Origin of the sequence: Martinezella calliandrae (genome assembly GCF_030272695.1) — a bacterium.
In the GTDB taxonomy this organism is placed as follows: Bacteria; Pseudomonadota; Alphaproteobacteria; order Rhizobiales; family Rhizobiaceae; genus Rhizobium; species Rhizobium calliandrae.
The window spans coordinates 39,476-59,237 of sequence record NZ_JARFYN010000042.1 but is presented as its reverse complement, the minus strand read 5'-3'; the positions used below and the strand labels follow the sequence as shown (position 1 = coordinate 59,237).

Here is a 19,762-nt window from a genome sequence, read left to right as displayed (position 1 = left end):
GGTCGCCGACAAGCTCGGCGCAGCGGTTGGCGCCTCGCGCGCTGCCGTCGATGCCGGCTATGCGCCGAACGACTGGCAGGTGGGTCAGACCGGCAAGGTGGTCGCCCCGCAGCTCTATATCGCCTGCGGCATTTCCGGCGCCATCCAGCATCTGGCCGGCATGAAGGATTCGAAGGTCATCGTCGCGATCAACAAGGACGAAGAGGCGCCGATCTTCCAGATCGCCGACTACGGCCTCGTCGCCGACCTCTTCGAGGCACTGCCGGAATTCGAAAAGACCATCGGATGACTGGTCGTTGGAACCTGAAAAAATGCGAAGTATGTCAAAGGGATATCCTCCATGGATGTAGGCGCCGCCGTTGCCGCTGGAAAATCGCTCGAAGTCATGACTGCAGAGCTCAACGGCCAGAAGGCCGGCGAAGTGAGGTCAAGGCGACAGGCATCTGCCATACCGACGATTTCGCGCTCTCGGGCCAACCGGTAGCGACAGCAATCACCCGTATGTGTTTGAAAGTCATTGCGGCGGCGATGGAGATCTGCCTGGCTTTGCAAAACAACCAAGCAGGCAGATCGTCTAAGACGTGAGCACTAAAGGCCGTGCGATCCGTCGTAACCATTTCTCGGCGGCATCGTCCATCCGACAGGAAGCCGCATTGGCCGGTAGACTTCTACCACCAGCGGATAGCAGCGTGCTCTGTCCGATGAATGCTCCGTCGAGCAATCGCCGCCGGGGCAAGCGGACATGCAACCAACGAGGTCGATTTCCGCAAAAAATTCCAGAAAATCACCAGGCCGGACTGGGCTTGCCTTCATGAAATACTGGCCAGTATCGCGAGTGAAGCCCGTGCACATGAAGACGTTCAGCACGTCGTGGATATAGGCCTCTGCCTCACGAGGGCTTTTGCCCGAATGGCGCGCGAAGGCGCGGGTGAGGTTGGAATGGCAGCAATGATGATATTGGCTGCCCTCGTGCAGCAGATTATTGGTGTATGGATCACATCGGGTGCCGATAACGTCATGCACGCCCCCGCCAAACTTGTCGAAGCCGTACCAATCCAATGTATCGTGAGTGATCGTCGCCATCGGGCGCAGAAATGGCAAATTGGAAAACAGCTGATCGCCCAGCCCGACATGGGTGCCGTTGAGCGCGCGGGTTTTGCCCGTATAGAGCCGCTCGTTAAAGTCATGGGCGTTGAAGAGATTCAGGTCTCCCACCTGCGGACCTTCGAAAGACAGAATTCGGCAGAAATGTCCGGCCGGAACCGTCCAGCATTCCGCTTCGCGCGGAGGCACGACGACCCTGGCAGTCAGCTCAAGATCGGATCGGATCTCCCTGTAGGCTGCGAGATTCGGGCGCGGCAGGGTATCGGTCGGATAACAGACCACCGGCGCAACGGATTTGCGGGCTTCTGCATCGGCGGGCGCGGCCGTTATCGAGTGCTGCTTCATGTATTTCACCTGGCTTGTCGTTTGTTGCGGTTGGCTCGGACGCTGCTCTCATTTGCATGAATGCAACGCGTCGCGAGCAAAGTCGAGCATTGCAGATTCCGATAGCGCTTTGCGCGACTGGACGCCATATGACAACAAAACAGCCCTGCGGCGAAGAACAAGCGCGGCACGAAGCCTGCGAAGGACGAGGCGCCGGGATTGCGCAGCCCGCGCGTGAGCGCAAACGACGAGCCAGAGCTGCGAACGCCGTTCTTTTTTCCTTGTCGAATCAGGGTCGATTTCAGGCGCTGATTTCAGGCGCTGATTTCAGGCGCTCGACAAACTGCGCCCCTTTTTTGACCCGGACGGTATCGAACACAGCGATAGCTGTCGCAACGCAACGCCATCTCGACGGGAACGAGATACGTCGATACTGTCGCGCGCCATAGATTTCGCTGCAGCTAGCTCACGTCTGCCGTCGCCCGCAATCACGCGACAGAGAGCATGATTGGCCAATATTTTTGTATAGTTCGGCGCGCTACCCGTTTACCCTAGAAACAATCGCCGGGCACGTCGTCGTTCGCAGGAAGGCTCGATCGTCGGAGAATTGCTTGCCTTTTCTGTCGGCTTCCTAACTATCAGGATACCTTTTTAAGGAAAGCACTTTGGAGGGGCCCATGTCTGTTTCGGACGACCACGTATTCACTTTGCAGGTTGCAAACATGCGACCGCAGGATGCAGGCGCCAGCATCGCCCGACTATCCACAACGGCGATGACCAAGCTGGGCATAAGAGAGGGCGAGCTCATTGAACTGATCGGCAAGCGGCATACGGCCGCGATCGCGATGAGGCCCTATCCTGATGATGAGGGCCTAAACCTGGTCCGGCTCGACGGTCTTCAGCGAGTAAATGCAGGCGCAACAAGCGGCGACCATATCGAGGTTCGCAAGGCAGACGCCAAGCCGGCTACAAAGGTTGTCCTCGGTCCGGCCCAGAAAAACTTAATGTTGCAGGGCTCTGGAGAAGCTTTGCAACGCACGTTTCTTCACCGCCCCATGGTGGCGGGCGACGTTGTTTCGACGTCGGTCCAGCAACGAGTAAGAGATCCGCGCGCTGCGGACCCACGCCTTCGCAACTTACCCGATCTCCCAGCCTACGGTCTGCAGGAAATCAGGCTCGTGGTTGTTTCGACACAACCCAGAGGCATCGTCCAGATGAACGAGCAGACGGTTGTCGAATTGCGTTCGCAGTTTGAGGAGCCAAAGGAAGCACGTCGAGCTGACGTGACATACGACGATATCGGCGGACTTGGCACCTCCGTCGAGCAAGTCCGCGAGATGGTGGAATTGCCATTGCGCCATCCGGAGCTGTTTCAGCGTTTGGGCATTGAGCCGCCGAAAGGCGTGCTTCTCTATGGGCCCCCGGGGACCGGCAAGACGCTGCTGGCCAGGGCCGTCGCCAATGAGACGGAAGCCAATTTCTACCATATCGCCGGTCCCGAGATCATGGGCAGCCGTTACGGGGAGTCCGAGGAGCGCTTGAGGCAAGTCTTTCAAGAGGCTTCGCAGAATGCGCCGTCCATCATCTTCATCGACGAAATCGACTCCATCGCACCAAAGCGCGAGCAAGTGACCGGAGAAGTCGAACGGCGCATTGTCGCGCAGTTGCTAACCCTCATGGATGGATTGGAGCCGAGGCAGAATATTGTTGTGATCGGCGCGACAAATAGGCGGGATGCGATCGATGAGGCGCTGCGCCGCCCGGGGCGCTTCGACCGTGAGATTGTCATCGGGGTTCCGGACCAGATTGGTCGACGAGAAATTCTCGCCATCCATACGAGAGGCATGCCGCTTGCCGAGAATACCGACCTCGATGAGATCGCCAGGACCACATATGGCTTCGTTGGAGCAGACCTCGGTGCTTTGGTGCGCGAAGCCGCCATGGACGCATTGCGTCGGGTACTGCCAGATATCAACCTGAAAGAAGGCATCCCCAGGGAGGTTCTCGATAAGCTTACTGTCTCCCAGGACGACTTCCTCTCCGCGATGAAGCGTATCCAACCCTCTGCGCTGCGCGAGATCATGATTCAGGCTCCCAACGTGCGCTGGGACGATGTTGGCGGGCTCGACGAAGCCCAGATAAAGTTGAAGGAGGGGGTCGAACTCCCTCTCAGGTCCCCTCAATCGTTCAAGCGGATGGGAATCCGTCCCGCCAAGGGGTTCCTCCTCTTCGGTCCTCCTGGAACTGGTAAGACATTGCTGGCCAAAGCCGTCGCCCGCGAGGCGGAGGCGAATTTTGTAGCGACCAAATCGTCCGATCTTCTTTCGAAATGGTACGGTGAGTCCGAACAGCAGGTCTCACGCCTTTTCGAACGCGCGAGGCAGGTCGCGCCGACGGTCATCTTCATCGACGAGATCGACTCTCTGGCTCCAGTCCGAGGGAGTGGTCTCGGAGAACCGGCGGTAACGGAGCGCGTCGTCAATACCCTGTTGGCCGAAATGGACGGATTGGAGGACATGCGAGGCGTCGTCGTCATGGCGGCAACCAACCGGCCGAACCTGCTTGATCCCGCCTTGCTCCGGCCGGGACGTTTCGACGAGCTGGTTTATGTAGCGGTACCGGACGCGAAGGCTCGGCGCAAAATCCTGGGCATACACACGAAAAAAATGCCGCTCGCCGACGACGTGGATCTCGACGCGCTCGCTGAGCGAACTGAACGTTTCACCGGCGCGGATCTTGAGGATCTCACGCGTCGGTCCGGTCTCATCGCATTGCGGCAGTCGATCGATGCGTCAAAGGTAACAAAGGAGGACTTCGACAAGGCTCTCCAGGAGGTTCGCCCGTCAGTCACCCCGGAAGTCGAACGGGACTATGAGGAAATGCTTCGGACTCTCCGACAAGAAAATCCACAACAGCGGATGCAAATCGGCTTCACACCGCTACGCCAGGCAAAGGAGTAGCTGTTCATCGGCTCGCAACTCTGACCTCTTTTGCCGCAGATGAACGCGACCTGAAGGCCGCCAATCCGGAACTCGCGGCCATCGTCGTCGTGGGGGATGGCGGCATATGTTTTCGAGGCCCGCAGAGCTTCATCGGTAAGAACAGGGCGGACTTTGACGAAGGCAAGTTTTCCGTCGTCGCGAGAGACACCCCTAACTAAGGTCGAGCTTGAGGCGCCCCGTGACGGCTATGTCAACGGCGCGATCGGCCAGCGTCCTATCCAGACGGATGCCGTCGCGATCTATTCCATAGTGTCCCTGAAAAAGCGCAGGAAGGCCGACGCGGTGATCCGATCCGGTCTCGACGTCGTCACGAAGGACTACATCAGCGAGTTTCCGAAGTAGACCCGAACGATCTCGGGATCGTGCGCGGCTCTTTAAAGCCGCCTCCGATCCCTTGCTTCACACGGCCGAATCCTTCTTGATAGGGGTCGTCCCAATTCGGTGGGCACAGGAGCGTGAGGCAAGGAATTCAATGTCACATGATTTCAACGCCGAGCTCCACGCGCGGCCGTCCATCTACTTCACTGGCCCGGCATATGTCGAGCACGTCGCGTTGATGCCCGAGAGGCCAACGGAACACCTCCGCGAAGGAGGACCGTCATCGATAGAATTAGAGGGCGCCGAGGGTGAGGCCCGAACACGGGTCGAACATCACACCGAGTTCGTCACCGTGACGCGAGTGACCCAGATTAAAGAGCCGGTCACGGACTGGCCCGCTTCGCGTCTGACGGTGCACGACTTCACGAAAATCACGGGGATCGGATCCGCCCGTCTGGTTTCCCGCGTTGGGATCATTGTACTTGGATCGGCACCGGAGGAGCTCGGCCCCTTCATTGCCCAGCTCGGCTTCAAGGATTCGGCCGCCTCCCACATCGGAGGCGGCTCGGCGCATGTATGTTCAGACTTCCGTGTTGGACGCGACAACACGAGCCGGGTCCTGCTTTTCAATAGGGACCTCAATTCGTACCGCCTCGGCCGGATGGTCAGGCGCATTTATGAGATCGAGACATACCGCTCGATGGCGCTGCTCGGGCTACCGCAAGCTAGGCGCCTTGGACCGCTGCTCGACCGGTTCGACGCCAAGCTTATCGAACTGACCGAGAGGAATCTGAAGACTGCGCCCGGCGAGCACAAGGATCTCCTCGAGGATATCTCCGTCCTTTCCGCACAGGTTATTTCGGCGACGGCCGAGACACGTCATCGGTTCGGCGCAACGACAGCCTATGCAAAGATCGTCGAGGAACGGATCGCCGAGCTCCGAGAGGAGCATTTTCCTGGGTTTCAGCGCTTCGGCGTCTTTGTCGTTCGACGGTTCAAGCCCGCGATCCGGACGTGCGAGGCCACGTCCCTGCGCCTCGATCAATTGTCGCGCGCCACGATGCATCTGATCGACCTCCTTCAAACGCGCATTCAGTTCGAGATCGAGTATCAGAATGCCAGCCAGATCAAAGCGATGGCGGACCGCACCGCCGTGCAGGTCAAGATCCAGCGAGCGGTGGAAGGCTTTTCGATCATCGCGATCAGCTATTATCTTCTAGGAATTCTCAAGGTCGTCGTTGAGGCGTCGGAACACGCTGGCGTTCATATCGATCCCGCCGTAATGCTCATCTCGATCCCCGTTGTTCTTACCGCGGTCGCTCTCTTGATCTTCCGCGTCAAGCATGCGCTTAAGCATGAGAGTTAAAAAACCAGCACGCATGGAGCGCGTCTATCGAGGCGTCGACCTCGCATTTGATCATATTTCTCCAGACGAGCGGGTTGGCGGCGGCTGACGCCAAGGGTGCATAAAACTTAGAATCGGGTTCGCTGTGGCGGTAATCTATGGCAAGAGTTCGCTTTGGACCGATTGGAATGGCCACGACTGTCGATTTCCCGTTTTGAGCCGATCCTTGTGCAGCCAGATATTTCATTGAGAAAGTCTCGGTGGGAACGCCGGGTCACTTCCTCGCGGACGCATTTCAGCGCGATGCCTTGCACGTAAAATCTGGCGTGCTGCAACAAATGCAGCCGGTAGAAACGACCTCCAGGAGTTCGCAATCGACTGCGCGATTGTCCATTGTTCTGCGATCAGGGAAGCGACGTCATCGAGAGGAACCCCGGTTACTGCGTAGATCGCTCGCATTACGTCAGCAAGGCTTGCAGAGCGATAGCCGCAAAGAACAGGATGATAACGGCCGCCGCCATCAGGGTGACCTGCCGATTGGCGCGTTGGAGGACGCGAGATTGTCGCCTCCGTTTTCCACGAAGGCGATACCCTCGGACAGGGACAGTATTCGAACGAGCTTGCTCTTTTCTCGCGGACGTGGCTGCCTCCCAGCAGAAGATGCTCTCTTTCAACTATAACAGCTGACGCCACATTTTTCATGACTTCAATCAGCACTTTGAGACATCAACACGCATCTTTCGTTTATTCCGTCCTGCGTGGATCACGTGGCCCGGTACAGATCATTTCCAGTGGGCGCATTCACTGAGGGCGGTGCCACGGACAACCGGGAACGAATTCGCCGGTACGACGCGGCCGGATGCGGCGCTGTGAGCCTTGGGCCGCTACCGCCAAGCTTTTCTCGCAGGGTGCCCTGCCGATAGTCAGTCTTGTAGACACCGCGCTTCTGCAACTCGGGTACCAGCATATCCACCGCGTCCTCGAAGCTTTCCGGAGTCACGGCGTAGGCAAGGTTGAAGCCGTCCACATCCGTCTCTTCGACCCATTCCTGCATCAGGTCGGCGACGGTTGACGGCGAACCGACGAAGACCGGCCCGAAGCCGCCGACGCCAACCCAATCCGCCATCTCGCGCACGGTCCATTCCTTGCCGGGGTCGATGGTCGTGAAGGTCTCGACGGCAGACTGCACGGCATTGGTATGGCGATGGCGCAGCATTTCATCAGGGCCGAACAGCCCGAAATCGATGCCGGTCCAGCCGGAGATGAGCGTCAGCGCTCCCTCAAAGGAGGCGTATTGGCGGTATTCGTTGAACTTGCGCTGTGCTTCCGAATCCGTTTCTCCCAATATGACGGTCTGCAGATTGAAGGAGAGGATATCGCGCGGATTGCGTCCCAACCGCTCTGCCGCCTGACGCACGTTGGCGACATAGCGCTTCAGGACCGCTTTGGAGGGCGCGGCGACGAAAATGCATTCCGCATGCGCACCGGCGAAATCCTTGCCGCGGCTGGAGGCACCCGCCTGATAGAGAACGGGCGTGCGCTGCGGCGAGGGCTCGCTCAGGTGGATGCCGGGAACGGTGAAGTATTTTCCGGAGTGGTTGATCGGATGCACCCTGTCCGGGTGAGTGAAGATGCCTTTTTCCCGGTCGCGGACGACGGCGCCGTCTTCCCAGCTTGCTTCCCATAGTTTGTAGCAAATTTCGAGGTATTCGTCGGCGAGGTCGTAGCGGTCGTCATGGTTCGTCTGCGCCTGCTGACCGATATTGAGGGCGCCGCTGTTTAGATACGAGGTGACAATGTTCCAGCCGACTCGACCTTTGGTCAGGTGATCGAGCGTTGATATGCGGCGTGCGAAAGTATAGGGATGCTCGAAGGAGAGCGACGCGGTCAGGCCGAAGCCGAGATGTTCGGTCTCGTAGGCCATGGTCGGGATCAGCTGAAGCGGATCGTTGACCGGTACCTGGGCCGAGTGACGCAAAGCAGCATCGACATTACCGTTTAGGACGTCGTAGACCCCGAGCACATCGGCGATGAAGAGGCCATCGAATTTGCCGCGCTCAAGTGTCTTGGCGAGATGCACCCAGTAATCCAGGTCCTTGTAGGTCCAGGACTTGTCGCGTGGATGGCGCCAGAGCCCCGGAGACTGGTGTCCGACGCAATTCATGTCGAAGGCGTTGAGCCTGATTTCGCGGGTCATGTGATGATTCCTGGGTCTGTCGGTGCTGAGGGTTCACGCGCCGACGGTTTTCCTGTTGATGAAGCTGAGAGCGAGGACGGCAAATATCAGCGTACCTGTGCCGACTTGCTGCCAGTAAAAATTGAGGCCGGTCAACAGCAGACCGTTGGCGACGATGCTGAGGAGCAGGACGCCGAGAACTGTGCCGGGGACATTGGGCCGGCCGAGTGGTGAAAGGGTGGTGCCGATGAAGGTCGCACCGATGGCGTTCAGGAGGAAGGCGTTTCCCGAGGAGGGGATGTAGACGGTGATCGTTGCCGTTAGCAGAAGCCCCGCGACGGCTGCGATCAAGCCTGCCAGGACGAAAGTCACAGCGACGGGAAGCCGGAGCCCGATGCCGGAATAGCGAACGAGGCTCGGCTGGATACCGATAGAGAACACCACCCGCCCGAAGCGGGTCCAGGCAAGCACGAGTGCCGCCGCCGCTATAACTAGACCGGCCACCGCAAGCGACACCGGCACATTGCCGATCGTCCCATGTCCAAGGAAGCGAAATGCGGCCGGAACGCCTGAGGGCGGCAGATAAACGGGATTGCCACCATCGGTCAGCAATTGCTGGATGCTGCGCCCGATGAACAAGGTGCCGAGCGTTGCCAGGAAGGGCGTTACGCCGACGGCGGAGATCAAGAGCGCATTGAAGAGGCCGACGAGAGCTCCTGCGGCAAGCCCCGCCAGACCGGCCAGAACCACCGGCTGTCCGGCTAGTACGAGAGAGACGAAGGCGAAGCTTGCGAAATCGACAGCGGTGCCGACCGACAAGTCTATACCGCCGGCCGCAACGGCGAAGGTCATGGCAATCGAGACGATGGCGAGCAGCGTGAAATTGTTGACGAGGATGCTCTGCAGATTGGCCACCGTCAGAAAAGTCGGTGTCACGATCGAGAAGGTCAACAGAACCACGATGAGTGCCAGGATCAAGCTGTAGCGCGCGAGGTTGGCGCCGGTTCCCCCAGCAGCGGGCAAGACGGACATCATCATATCTCCTGTTTGCGCAGCAATGTCGTGGCAGAGACGACGAGTAGGATGAGAACGCCCTGGACACCGCTTACGAGCGTGCTCGGTAGATTCAGGAGCTGGAAGCCGTTGGCGAAGAAGCCGACGACAAGCGCCGATAGCAATGTCCCGGGAACGGTCGGCAGCAAGCGACGGGAAAATACCGCGCCGAGCAGGGCGATGACGACGACCGGGAGCAGCGCTTCACCGGAGCCGGTGGTGCTGCCGCTGAGATAGGCGACGGACAATATTCCGGCGAATCCACCGCAGAGACCACTGCCGATGAAGGCTCCGGCAAGCAACCGCTTGAGTGGCAGGCCGGCCGCTCGCGCCGCCGCCGGAAACTCGCCGACCGCATAGAGACGCAGCCCGAGAGGCGTATATTGTACGATGGCTGTTGCGATGAGCGCAAAGCCGAGCAGCACGTAGGCGAGGATCGGGATGCCGAGGCCGTCGGAATTCGAAACGAACGTCAGAAAATCCGTCGAGGCGGGCAGTACAGTATTTTGCGTGAGGACGAGTTCGAGACCAGCGACGACGTTCATCACCGCCAGCGTGGCCAGCAAAGGCACGATACCCGCAAGGACGACGGCCGCGGCGTTTGCCGCGCCGATTGTAAGCCCGGTGGCAAGAGCGCCGCCAGCTGCCACGACATCTGAGAAGCCGAGCTTGATCAGCGTGGCATAGACCGCGGCGCTCAAACCCATATTCGCCGCCAGCGACAGGTCTATTCCGCCGGTGACGACATTCGATCCGCCCGCGATCAGGACGACAGTCAGGCCGATCGCCAGCACGCCCGAAATTGCCGATTGCCCGAGGACGTTGCCGATATTGCCGACGGACAGGAAATACGGCGCCGTCAGGCAAAACAAAGCAAGGATCGCTGCGAAGGCGAGCAAGGATCCGAAGCGGAGGACGGCGACCGCTGCCTTTCCGCTCGGCGCAGATACCTGGTCGGAAGAAGCCTCTGGCAGGGGAGCAATTTGAGCATCAGCTGACACGGCGCAATCCTTCTGAAACACCGGTGGAGATGGACAACACTTCGTCGGTCGTGGTCTCGGAGGACAAGATCTCGCGGATCAGTCGCCCGCGGAAAAAGACCAGTATCCGGTCAGTGATGCCAACCAATTCCAGCAGGTCCGAGGAAAGAATGATGACGCCGGCGCCTCGGGCAGCCAGTTCGCCAATCAGCGTATAGATTTCGATCTTGGAGCCGATATCGATGCCGACGGTCGGCTCGTCGAGCAGATAGATTTCCGATTGGCGGCCGAGCCACTTGGCAATCGCGACCTTCTGCTGGTTGCCGCCGGAAAGTGTGCGGACCAGAGCATCGCGCCCCGATGTCTTTATCCCCAGCCGCCTGATCAGTTCGCCTGTGTCCGAGCGTTCCCGTTTACCGTCGAGAAAGCCGAATCGCGTGTAACGGCCAAGGTTCGGAAGCGTGATGTTTTCCGATACACTGAGGTCGAGGCTGACGCCGTGGCCGCGTCGGTCCTCGGGAACGAGAGCAAGCTTCTGGGCGACAGCTCTGGCGGGATCACGCAGCTTCACCGCCTTTCTGGCGATGTTGATTTCACCGGAGCCAGCCGGCTCCAGCCCGAACAGCGTGCGCATCAGATCCTTCGCACCGGAGCCGAGAAGGCCCGTGAGGCCGAGCACCTCCCCACGCTTCAGGGAGAAATTAACCCCCTCGTACCGGTTCGGCGCGGACAGACCGTGAACGTTCAGGATCTCCTCGCCAAGCTCGACCCGGCGTTTGGGGAACATCTCCGCGATATCGCGCTCGATCATCAGGCCGGCCATCGCCTGAGCCGAGGTTTCGCCGATCGGCAGGGAAGCGACCGTGTGCCCGTTGCGGAGCACGGTGACATGGTCGCAGAGCTGCTCGATCTCGTTCAGATAATGTGAAATGTAGATGATGGTCACGCCTTCGTCGCGAAGACGACGGATCAGGCGGAAAAGAGCTTCGGCCTCTGGCCGAACAAGCGCAGCCGTGGGCTCATCGAAGACCAGCACCTTTGGCCCGCGCAGCAATGCGCGGGTGATCTGGACGATCTGCCTCTCGGCGGTAGAGAGTTCACCGATCAGCGCATTCCTCGGCAACTCGACGCTGAAATAATTCGCCAGCAGTTCTTCGGCGCGCCGCTGCATGGCGCGGCGGTTAAGAAACGGGGTGCCGGCAAACCGCGTCTCCTGGCCCAGAAACAAGGACTCGCCGACGGTGAAATTCGGGACCAGCAAACGGTCCTGATGAATGAAGTGAATGCCGCGCTCCTCGCACAGATGCGGTGTCAGCCGATCGAACGATCGACCCTCGATCCTGATATGCCCGCCATCCGGTCGATGTAGGCCGGCGAGGATCTTTATCAGCGTGGATTTGCCCGCGCCGTTCTGGCCGACAAGACCATGAACAGTCCCCCGACGCACCTCCAGCGATGCGCTGGCCAAGGCCTGTGCGCCACCGAAGCGCTTCACGATGTTCTCGAAGCGGATGATGTGCTCTTCCTGCATATTGGCGGAAACGGTCATAAGCTGGCTCTCATTGGCAAGGAAGCGATGCGGCCAATGCCGCATCGCTGTAAGACATCAGCCGATGCCGAGCCTCTTTGCGATCTCGCCGACATTTTCCTTGTTGGCGAGAAGCGCGGGAACATAGGTTTCGCGCGGCAACGTCTGGCCGGCGAGCAGCTTTGCGACGTTCTGGATCGCCGTGCGGCCGATCTCGGCGGGCTGCTGGGCGGCATCTGCCCCTGCCGGCGACTTGGGATCGGCGATCAGCTGGAGGACCTCCGGGCTGCCGTCGACGCCGTAAGTGCGTATTTCATTGCGGCCAGTGGCGACGATCGCCTGTGTGGCGCCAAGCTGCGGAATATCCCAGGCGGACCAGACCGCCTGGATCGAGCCTTTCTCCGGATATTTGTTCAGGATGGCGGTGATCTGCGTGAAGGCGTCCTGTACCGTGTTCGGAATGACGTCCCGCAGTTCTGGCTGTAGGATCTTCACCTTCGGGAAGTACTTGATGACGTTCACCAACTGGTCGTAGCGAATGGCGCAGGGTGTCACGCCGTAGAAGCCGTTGAAGACGACGATATTGCCTTCGCCACCGATATCGGAGACGAGTTGGAGGGCAAGGTCCTTGCCGATCCCCCAGTTGTCGGACGTCGTGTTGTTGAGCGAGTTGGTCGAGCCGACGTCGACCGTCAGCACGGGGATGCCGGCGTCGCGCGCCCTTTTCAACCACGGGTCGATGACGCTGAGCGTGCCGAGAATCTGTACAAGGGCATCGGGTTTCTGCGCGATAAGCGTCTGCAGCTGGGCAATCAGCTTACCGTCGTTGCGCCCGGCATCGACGGCGATCGGTTCGCCGCCTAGCCGTTTAACTTCGGCGATCTGGGCATTGTAGGCCTGGAGATCGAAATAATGATCGGTGCCCGTGGCGCTGATGGCTATGCGCTTGCCCTTCAGCGAAAGCCCATCGTCGGCAAAAGCGGCACCGGTCGAGGAAATGCCGACTCCGGCAACCGTCGCGCCGGCAACAGCCGCGAGCTTCAGGATATCCCGGCGTCCGAGGCCGGATAAAGTTTTCTCAGTCATAAACGTCCCTCTCGTTTCAATTACCACATAAAATATATAGATTTATCAGATAAAAGAGGAACGTTATTCCAAAACCAAGCTTCGGCGGGAAAATTTCGAGAGGGTTGATTGCGCCTCAGCGGTCGCTGTTACGGCCTAAGCCGTAGGTTAGGGCCAGTGCGCCAACGAGCACTGCGCCCTTGACGAAGTCCTGCGTGTAGTAGGGCGCATTCAGCATCGTCAGCCCATTCAGCAACACGCCGACGAAGACAGCGCCTACGACAGTGCCGAGCACGTTTGGACGGCGCAGGTTCAGGACGGCAAAGCCGATGAGAGCTGCGGCAACGGAATCCATCAACAGCGAGCCACCGGATGAGACATCGCCACGTCCGACGCGGGCCGCAATGACGATGCCACCGATCGAGGCCAGCACCGCTGATATGACGTAGGCGAGCGTTCTCAGTCGCGCGGTGGAGGCCCCGGCAAGCCGCGTTGCAACTTCGTTGCCGCCGGTCGCAAACAGCAGGCGGCCGATGCGGGTGCGCTCAGTCAGGACGTGGAGAAGGATTGCGACGACAATCATCACCACGACGGAAACAGGCAGCGTGCCAAAGAGGCTGTATCGGCCGATCAGCAGGAAGGCGGGGTCGTATGCGCCGGTGGCCTTGGAGCCATCGGGCAAAATAAGGCCGGCGGATATCGACCGGCCGGCAGTTGGAATGAGCTGCAGACCTGAGAGCAGGAACATCATGGCCAGCGTCGCCAGAAGATCCGGAACTTTGAGGCGCACGATGAGGAAGGCGTTGATCAGCCCGACCGCTGCACCGAAGGCAAGGACCAGCGGCACCGTTGCGGCCGCATCGAGATGCCAGACGATCATGGCATAGCTCGCCGCCATGACGCTGGAGGCGGCGACCGCGCCGATCGACAGATCGAAGCCGCCGACGGCAAGTGTCACGGTTACGCCCGCGCCGAGGATCGCGACGACGGAGACGGCCTGCAGAATGCTCATCAGGTTGGCGATATTCATGAACGCCGGTTCAGCGATCGTGAAGCCGATCAGCATCAGCGCCAGCAGGAGGAAGACAGCGCCCGAGCGCAAGAGCGTTCCCGCCGTGTTGTGTCTGCCAGCCGTTGGCGTTTCGGTCGGGGCTACCGCAAGGACGTCGTCGTCAATGGTGGTCATGCATAGGTTTCCTGGATGGTCGGATTTGGCGATTTGTGCTCCGCGCTCGTCGACAGTGAATGCCGATCGAAGGTCAGGATGCGGTCGGCGACCTCGTGCGCCTCCTCTGGATCCGAGGTGGCGATCAGGGTCGCGCGGTCTTTGCGGGCGCGGATCGCTTCGATGATGTCGTGACGGGCGCCGACATCGACGCCCTGGAAGGGTTCGTCGAGCAACAGCAATGGGCCTGGCTCCGCTTCCCAGCGCGCGATCACGGACTTCTGCTGGTTGCCGCCGGACAGACTCCAGATTGAGGCGAAAGGACCAGATGCTTTGATGCCGAGGCGGGCGATCGCCCTGCTCGCTTCGTTGCCTTCGCGATTGCCGAAGAGGAATCCGTGGCGGTACCATTTTGCCAAGTGCGGCAGGCTGATGGTCGCGGCGATCGTGCTACCCGGCCAACCAACAGGCATCAACGAAGAGCGGTGGCGATCCTCGCCCGCCATCGAAACGCCAGCAGCAAGCGCCTCGGCTGGCGAGCGTGGCGCGTAAGGCAGCCCACCCAGTCTCATGTGCCCGCGGGCAAGCGGCAGTAGTCCAAAGATCGCGGAAAGCAGGCGGCTCTTGCCGGCGCCGAGGACGCCAGTGATGGCAACGACCTCGCCCTCGCGCAATGTCAAATCGAAAGGTGCGCTTGCAGGCAACAGCTGGATGCCGCTCATTTCAAGAATGACGGGGCCGGCGATGCGACCACCGGCCGGTCGCGCTGCTTGCAGACTGCGCCCGATCATCGTCTCGACCGCGTGCGGAAAATCGATCGGTCGGCTGAAATTGCCGACGATGCATCCGCCGCGCATAACGAGCGCGCGGTCTGCTATGGCTTCGAGATCGGCAGTGCGATGGGAGATGTAGAGGACCGCAAGCCCCTGGCCGCGTAACCGCAGGAGGACATCGAAAAGCCGCCTGCTTTCTTCCCCGGAAAGGCTTGCTGTTGGCTCGTCTAGGATCAAGAGATTCGCCCGTTTGGCGATTGCGCGGGCAATGGCGACAAGCTGCCTGTCGGCGGCCGAGAGATTGCCGAAGTCGCGATCGAGCGGCAAGCAAAATCCGACTGATGCAAGGACCGCTTGCGCCTCGTGGCGCAGACCGGCACGCGATACAAAAAAGGGCGTGCTGCGATCAGCGAAGCGGTGGAGGAGCAGGGCATCCGCGACGCTCATGCCGGCCGCGCCGATTATGTCGGTCGATTGATGCAGGGTTGCTATGCCGGCTCTTGCCGCTTCGGCTGGCGTTTTCGGAACAAACATGCGCCCATCCAGCGTGATGGTGCCGCCATCGGCCGTCAGCACGCCTGAGAGGATTTTCACCAGCGTCGATTTGCCCGCGCCGTTTGCGCCCATTAAGGCGACGATCTCGCCACGCTCCAGCAAAAGATCGGCACCGGCGAGTGCCACGGTCGAACCGAAGCGATGGGTCAGGTTCTCAATGGAAAGAAGTGGCATGGATCGCGCCTGTCTCAGTTTGGTGGGCGCCATATTGGCCCTTCAGATGGCCGATCTTCCAGGTAAGCCTTTGCCGGGCAGTCGTTGGGACGGAATAAAGAATCTCCGTCAGCCCCGAAAATTGCACAAATCAATCTACTAAAAACATAGAGTTTATATCTAATAAATTATGTGCCGTGAGGACCTGGGGTCCAAAGCGGCGGCTCCAAATCATCAGAGGAACGCAACGATGACTTCTCTTGCACGGCTGGCCTTGAGCACCGCCATTCCATTTTTCGCAGTGCAGGTCGCCTTTGCAGGCGGCCTTTCGGGAGCGCCGGCTCCCTTCGATAAGGGCGACGTGAAGGTGGCACTGATCAGCTACATCTCCGCCGGCGACTTCTTTCAGGCTTACCAGGCGGGCGCCGAAGCGCAGGCCAAGGCGCTCGATATCGATCTGCGCGTCTTCCCCGGAAGACAGGATGCCGCCGAGCAGCGCGAGCAGATCCTGCAGGCAATCAATTTGGGAGTCGCCGGCATCGTCGTCGATCACGGCCTGCCGGAATCGCTTAGCGATGTCGTGCAGCAGGCGCTGGATAAGGGCATCAAGGTCGTGGCGTTCGATGTCAATCTCAACAATCCCGAAATTCCGCAGGTGGAGCAGAGCGATCACCAGATCGCAGAGCAGGCACTGGCGCAGGCCGTCAAGGAGAACGGGAAAGTCTTCAACGCCGGATACGTCTATGTCGCTGGCTTCGCGCCACTCGATCGCCGCAACGAAGTCTGGGAAAAGTTCAAATCAGACAATTCCGGCGTGGTCGAGAAAGCCCATTTCGGGGTCGTCAACGACACGACAGCGACCTCGACCGCCGACCAGGCCAAAGCCGCGCTGACCGCCAACCCCGATATCAGCGTCGTCTTTGCACCTTATGACGAGTTCGCGCGCGGCGTGAAACTCGCCGCCGGCGACCTCGGTGTCGCGGGCAAGCTGAAGATTTATTCCGCCGACGTCTCAACCGCCGACATTCAGGAGATCACCGAGCCCGGCAGCCCGTGGGTCGCAACTGTCGCCACCAATCCGGCCGTCGTCGGCGCGGTTTCAGTTCGCGCCGCCGCGCTTCAGATCGCGGGCGAGGAGATACCTCATCAGATTACGGTCAAGCCGACTTTGCTCACACAGGAAAGCCTGCGTGCCGCCGGCGTCAAGACGATCGAGGAACTGGCACAGAAGATCCCGGCTTTCAGCACCAGCGATGCGGCGACTGCGAGCTGGATTCCGGACAAGCTTTTCTAGCCGCCTTTCCTCGATCCGCCGGCGCGGCAGTCCCCTTGTCCGCCGGCTTTTTCCATGAATTGGAGTTTTAATCCATGAGCCAGTCCAATGTCGTCTTTGCCACCACCCGCAACGGAACGCGTGAGGAGATATTTGCGCGTGCTGAGGATATTTCGGCTGATCTTTCAAGGCGCGCCGCCGAACTCGATCGCGCCGGTCGTCCGCCGCTGGAGGAGATCGTGAAGCTGAAGAGTGCCGGCCTCTTGAGTGCGCTCCACCCTCGCCAGATCGGTGGCGGGGGCCTCGACTGGGTCGATGGCCTGCGGCTGGTACGCATCCTCGCCCGCGGCGAAAGCTCCATCGGCCAGTTGCTTGGTTATCACTATGTCAATAGCCAGTATGTCTACTGGTCTTTCGACGAGGCACGGGCGCAAGCGCTCGGTTCCGATACGGTTGCGAAGAGCCTCTATTGGGGTGCCGCCGTCAATCCGCGCGATCCTGGTCTCGTTCTAAGCCGGCGTGGCAACGGCTACGTGCTGAACGGCCGCAAGTCCTTTTCCACCGCCGCACATGTCTCGGACTACATCAATGCGCATGCCGCCCTCGACGACAAGGTTGTGGGTTTTGCCGTGCCGACCAACCGGCCGGGTTACAAGGCGAATGACGATTGGGACAATTTCGGCCAGCGACTTTCCGATAGCGGCAGCGTCGAGTTTCACGATTTCCCGGTCTATGAGGAGGATTTCGTCGCTCCTCCCGCCGCGCCCGACGCGTCGCCGCCCGTCCTTGCGACCTTCAACACCCCGCTGATCCAGCTCGTCTTCGTAAACTTCTACCTCGGCACGGCGGAAGGCGCCTTGCGGGAGGCCGCCGATTATGTCCGCACGACGACACGGCCATGGGTGACATCTGGTGTCGAGCGCGCTACCGACGATCCCTATATTCTGGAACGCGTCGGCGAATTCACGGCCCAGCTGAAGGCATCTGCAGCATTGGCGGATGCTGCCGCCGCCGCTGTCCAGTCGGGACTCGCCAGGGGTCATGGCGTTTCGGCCCGCGAGCGCGGCGAGGCGGCCGCGGAGGCCTATGCGGCCAAGGTACACGCGACCCAAGTCTCGCTCGACATTACCTCTAGGGTGTTCGAACTGACAGGTGCTCGTTCGACGGCGGAGAAATATCGGTTCGATCGCTACTGGCGCAATGTGCGCACGCACACGCTGCACGATCCGGTCTTCTACAAGGCCAAGGAAGTCGGCCAATTCGTGCTAAACGACAGGATTCCCGAGGTCAGCCTATACAGCTGATCTCGACTGAAATCTGCGTAACCGAAGACCCCATTCCCGGCCGCTGAAATGGGGTCTTTGTTTTCTCGAAAAGATCAAAGAGCGCCGTTCTTCGGCGGGATTACGCCGTTCAAATGGTAGTTGCCGACAACGTGATATTTCCATCGAACGGGATCGTGCAGCGTATGGGTGCGGGCGTTGCGCCAGTGGCGGTCGAGATTGAGATTAGCCTTGACTGAGGAGGTGCCGGCGAGTTCGAACAGGGTGTTGGTGGCTTCCATGGCGATCTCGGTCGTCAGCACCTTGGCAGCGGCAACGGCAAGGCTTGCCTCGACAACGTTTTCCTCGTTCGGATTGGCCTGCGCGGCATCGACCTTTCGTCCGGCATGGGCGACAAGTACCGTCGCAGCCTTCAGGCGGATAGCGATCTGCCCGGTCTTTGCAATCGTCAAGGGATCGTCCGAAGCTCTGTCCACGCCGCTATCCATCCAGGGACGGGACTTGGTTCGCACGAAATCGAGCATTTCGGAGAAAGCAGCACGGGCAAGGCCGAGATCCACGCCGGCATGGATGATCTGGCCCACGGAGCCTATGGTCGAGGGGCGCTCGAAGCCTCTATGGTGAAAGACGACCGCTTCGGCTTTGACGAAGACATTATTCAACCTTGTCGTCCCGCTTCCCGTGGTCCGCTGCCCGAATCCGTCCCAATCGTCGACGATTTCCACGCCGTCGGCGCCCTTGGGTACGAAGGCCATGACCAGTCTTTCCTCGTCATCGAGCGCGAAGACGGTGATCCAGTCGGCGAAGATGACGCCGGTCGAGTAATATTTGGTACCATTGATCCGGTAGCCGTCGCCGTCGCGAGCGATGCGGGTGTTATAGTGACCGACAGTCTTGGTGCCGCGCTCGGAAAGAGCATTGCCGAATCGCCTTCCGGCAAGGGCTTCAGCAAAGAAGAAGCTCCGCTGTTCTTCGCTGCCGTCGGTTCTCAGCGCCTCGAGAATATAGAAGTGATTTTGCGGAATCTGTCCAAGTGAGCCGTCAGCCTCGGAGATGATGGCGGTGATCTCCGCAAGAACGGCGTTCGAGACGCCGAGCCCGCCATATTCACCCGGCACCGCCGCACCGAGGAGGCCGGAGGCCGACAGGCGGTTCATTTCATCGTGAGGAAGTCGCCTAGCGCTGTCTCTTTGCGACGCCTTAACTGCGAATTCTTGCGCAAGTTCATGCGCAATCTGTATGGCCTCCTCGGGGCTCGCGAGTCGGTGTGCTACCGGCCGTAATTCATGGTTCGGAAAGGGCGCGTTCACGCGTTAGCTCCTGATTTGCGCCGGAGCAATGGCGCCGGTCGGTAACGTTGTCGACTGGCGACGGCAACAGGCCGGCGCCGACGTATCTGACCTTAATCTTGGCAGAAAATTCGCTCGATCAGCAAAGACATAATTTCTATAAAATATCTAGATAATAAAACGCTATTTCCGACGGGAGACGTCGCCTTAGTAACTACGTGATGCTGCGGTCGCCGGTGTCGGAGGCGCCTACCTGATCAAACATTGTCGAGGATGACATTGATAATGGTTTGCTTGTCGAGTTACTTCCTCAACTAGCCTTGCCAACAGTCCCGTTTCAGGCCCTTCACGCTTCAGGCAGGATGCCAAGCTTTCG

General features: G+C 59.8%; 15 protein-coding genes and 1 pseudogene. 7 read left to right on the top strand and 9 right to left on the bottom strand.

What is annotated here, in order from left to right:
- Together PY650_RS25920 and PY650_RS25915 are read left to right on the top strand one after the other, a co-directional pair.
- On the top strand, positions 1–289 hold a 289-nt coding region (locus tag PY650_RS25920), incomplete at its 5' end, for an electron transfer flavoprotein subunit alpha/FixB family protein (RefSeq protein ID WP_285882456.1).
- Between the two features lie 51 nt (positions 290–340).
- Positions 341–474: pseudogene (locus tag PY650_RS25915) on the top strand (S-(hydroxymethyl)glutathione dehydrogenase); the annotation flags it as partial.
- A 114-nt stretch (positions 475–588) separates the two neighbouring features.
- Here PY650_RS25915 and PY650_RS25910 read toward each other — a convergent pair.
- Positions 589–1,449 (bottom strand): urea carboxylase-associated family protein, encoded by an 861-nt coding sequence (locus PY650_RS25910; protein ID WP_285882454.1) that lies wholly within the window; start codon positions 1,447–1,449, stop codon positions 589–591.
- Between the two features lie 656 nt (positions 1,450–2,105).
- On the opposite strand from PY650_RS25910, the gene PY650_RS25905 reads away from it, so the two are divergent.
- From PY650_RS25905 to PY650_RS25895, 3 genes are all read left to right on the top strand, one after another.
- Positions 2,106–4,388 (top strand): CDC48 family AAA ATPase, encoded by a 2,283-nt coding sequence (locus PY650_RS25905; protein ID WP_285882453.1) that lies wholly within the window; start codon positions 2,106–2,108, stop codon positions 4,386–4,388.
- Between the two features lie 153 nt (positions 4,389–4,541).
- Positions 4,542–4,772, top strand: a complete 231-nt coding sequence (locus tag PY650_RS25900) for a hypothetical protein (RefSeq protein ID WP_285882452.1) — start codon at positions 4,542–4,544, stop codon at positions 4,770–4,772.
- 130 nt (positions 4,773–4,902) lie between these two features.
- Positions 4,903–6,114 (top strand): DUF3422 domain-containing protein, encoded by a 1,212-nt coding sequence (locus tag PY650_RS25895; protein ID WP_285882451.1) that lies wholly within the window; start codon positions 4,903–4,905, stop codon positions 6,112–6,114.
- A 742-nt stretch (positions 6,115–6,856) separates the two neighbouring features.
- Here the strand turns inward: PY650_RS25895 and PY650_RS25890 are convergent.
- The 7 genes from PY650_RS25890 to PY650_RS25860 all read right to left on the bottom strand — a co-directional run bounded on the left by PY650_RS25890 (position 6,857) and on the right by PY650_RS25860 (position 15,562).
- Positions 6,857–8,290 (bottom strand): LLM class flavin-dependent oxidoreductase, encoded by a 1,434-nt coding sequence (locus PY650_RS25890; RefSeq protein WP_285882450.1) that lies wholly within the window; start codon positions 8,288–8,290, stop codon positions 6,857–6,859.
- A 33-nt stretch (positions 8,291–8,323) separates the two neighbouring features.
- A complete protein-coding gene (locus tag PY650_RS25885) occupies positions 8,324–9,301 on the bottom strand; it encodes an ABC transporter permease (protein ID WP_285882449.1) in 978 nt (325 codons plus the stop codon).
- Between the two features lie 2 nt (positions 9,302–9,303).
- Positions 9,304–10,296, bottom strand: a complete 993-nt coding sequence (locus PY650_RS25880; RefSeq protein ID WP_432761583.1) for an ABC transporter permease — start codon at positions 10,294–10,296, stop codon at positions 9,304–9,306.
- Between the two features lie 16 nt (positions 10,297–10,312).
- Positions 10,313–11,851 carry a sugar ABC transporter ATP-binding protein gene (locus tag PY650_RS25875; protein ID WP_285882447.1) on the bottom strand — a complete coding sequence of 513 codons (1,539 nt, stop codon included), beginning with the start codon at positions 11,849–11,851 and terminating at the stop codon, positions 10,313–10,315.
- Between the two features lie 57 nt (positions 11,852–11,908).
- Positions 11,909–12,916, bottom strand: a complete 1,008-nt coding sequence (locus PY650_RS25870; protein ID WP_285882446.1) for a sugar ABC transporter substrate-binding protein — start codon at positions 12,914–12,916, stop codon at positions 11,909–11,911.
- A 115-nt stretch (positions 12,917–13,031) separates the two neighbouring features.
- Positions 13,032–14,081: an ABC transporter permease gene (locus tag PY650_RS25865; protein WP_285882445.1), complete on the bottom strand. Its 1,050-nt coding sequence runs from the start codon at positions 14,079–14,081 to the stop codon at positions 13,032–13,034.
- Positions 14,078–15,562 (bottom strand): sugar ABC transporter ATP-binding protein, encoded by a 1,485-nt coding sequence (locus PY650_RS25860; protein ID WP_285882444.1) that lies wholly within the window; start codon positions 15,560–15,562, stop codon positions 14,078–14,080. The genes PY650_RS25865 and PY650_RS25860 overlap by 4 nt, the downstream gene beginning before the upstream one ends.
- Positions 15,563–15,791: 229 nt before the next feature.
- On the opposite strand from PY650_RS25860, the gene PY650_RS25855 reads away from it, so the two are divergent.
- Positions 15,792–16,835 (top strand): substrate-binding domain-containing protein, encoded by a 1,044-nt coding sequence (locus tag PY650_RS25855; protein WP_285882443.1) that lies wholly within the window; start codon positions 15,792–15,794, stop codon positions 16,833–16,835.
- Positions 16,836–16,909: 74 nt separating this feature from the next.
- Positions 16,910–18,118: an acyl-CoA dehydrogenase family protein gene (locus PY650_RS25850; protein ID WP_285882442.1), complete on the top strand. Its 1,209-nt coding sequence runs from the start codon at positions 16,910–16,912 to the stop codon at positions 18,116–18,118.
- A gap of 74 nt (positions 18,119–18,192) precedes the next feature.
- Here the strand turns inward: PY650_RS25850 and PY650_RS25845 are convergent, their stop codons facing one another.
- Positions 18,193–19,407: an SfnB family sulfur acquisition oxidoreductase gene (locus tag PY650_RS25845; protein WP_285882441.1), complete on the bottom strand. Its 1,215-nt coding sequence runs from the start codon at positions 19,405–19,407 to the stop codon at positions 18,193–18,195.
- Positions 19,408–19,762 lie beyond the last annotated feature (355 nt).

Coding starts and splice junctions, on each gene's coding strand:
- PY650_RS25910 (WP_285882454.1), bottom strand. CDS start 1,449: ATGAAGCAGCACTCGATAACGGCCGCGCCCGCCGATGCAGAAGCCCGC.
- PY650_RS25905 (WP_285882453.1), top strand. CDS start 2,106: ATGTCTGTTTCGGACGACCACGTATTCACTTTGCAGGTTGCAAACATG.
- PY650_RS25895 (WP_285882451.1), top strand. CDS start 4,903: ATGTCACATGATTTCAACGCCGAGCTCCACGCGCGGCCGTCCATCTAC.
- PY650_RS25890 (WP_285882450.1), bottom strand. CDS start 8,290: ATGACCCGCGAAATCAGGCTCAACGCCTTCGACATGAATTGCGTCGGA.
- PY650_RS25885 (WP_285882449.1), bottom strand. CDS start 9,301: ATGTCCGTCTTGCCCGCTGCTGGGGGAACCGGCGCCAACCTCGCGCGC.
- PY650_RS25875 (WP_285882447.1), bottom strand. CDS start 11,851: ATGACCGTTTCCGCCAATATGCAGGAAGAGCACATCATCCGCTTCGAG.
- PY650_RS25870 (WP_285882446.1), bottom strand. CDS start 12,916: ATGACTGAGAAAACTTTATCCGGCCTCGGACGCCGGGATATCCTGAAG.
- PY650_RS25865 (WP_285882445.1), bottom strand. CDS start 14,081: ATGACCACCATTGACGACGACGTCCTTGCGGTAGCCCCGACCGAAACG.
- PY650_RS25860 (WP_285882444.1), bottom strand. CDS start 15,562: ATGCCACTTCTTTCCATTGAGAACCTGACCCATCGCTTCGGTTCGACC.
- PY650_RS25855 (WP_285882443.1), top strand. CDS start 15,792: ATGACTTCTCTTGCACGGCTGGCCTTGAGCACCGCCATTCCATTTTTC.
- PY650_RS25850 (WP_285882442.1), top strand. CDS start 16,910: ATGAGCCAGTCCAATGTCGTCTTTGCCACCACCCGCAACGGAACGCGT.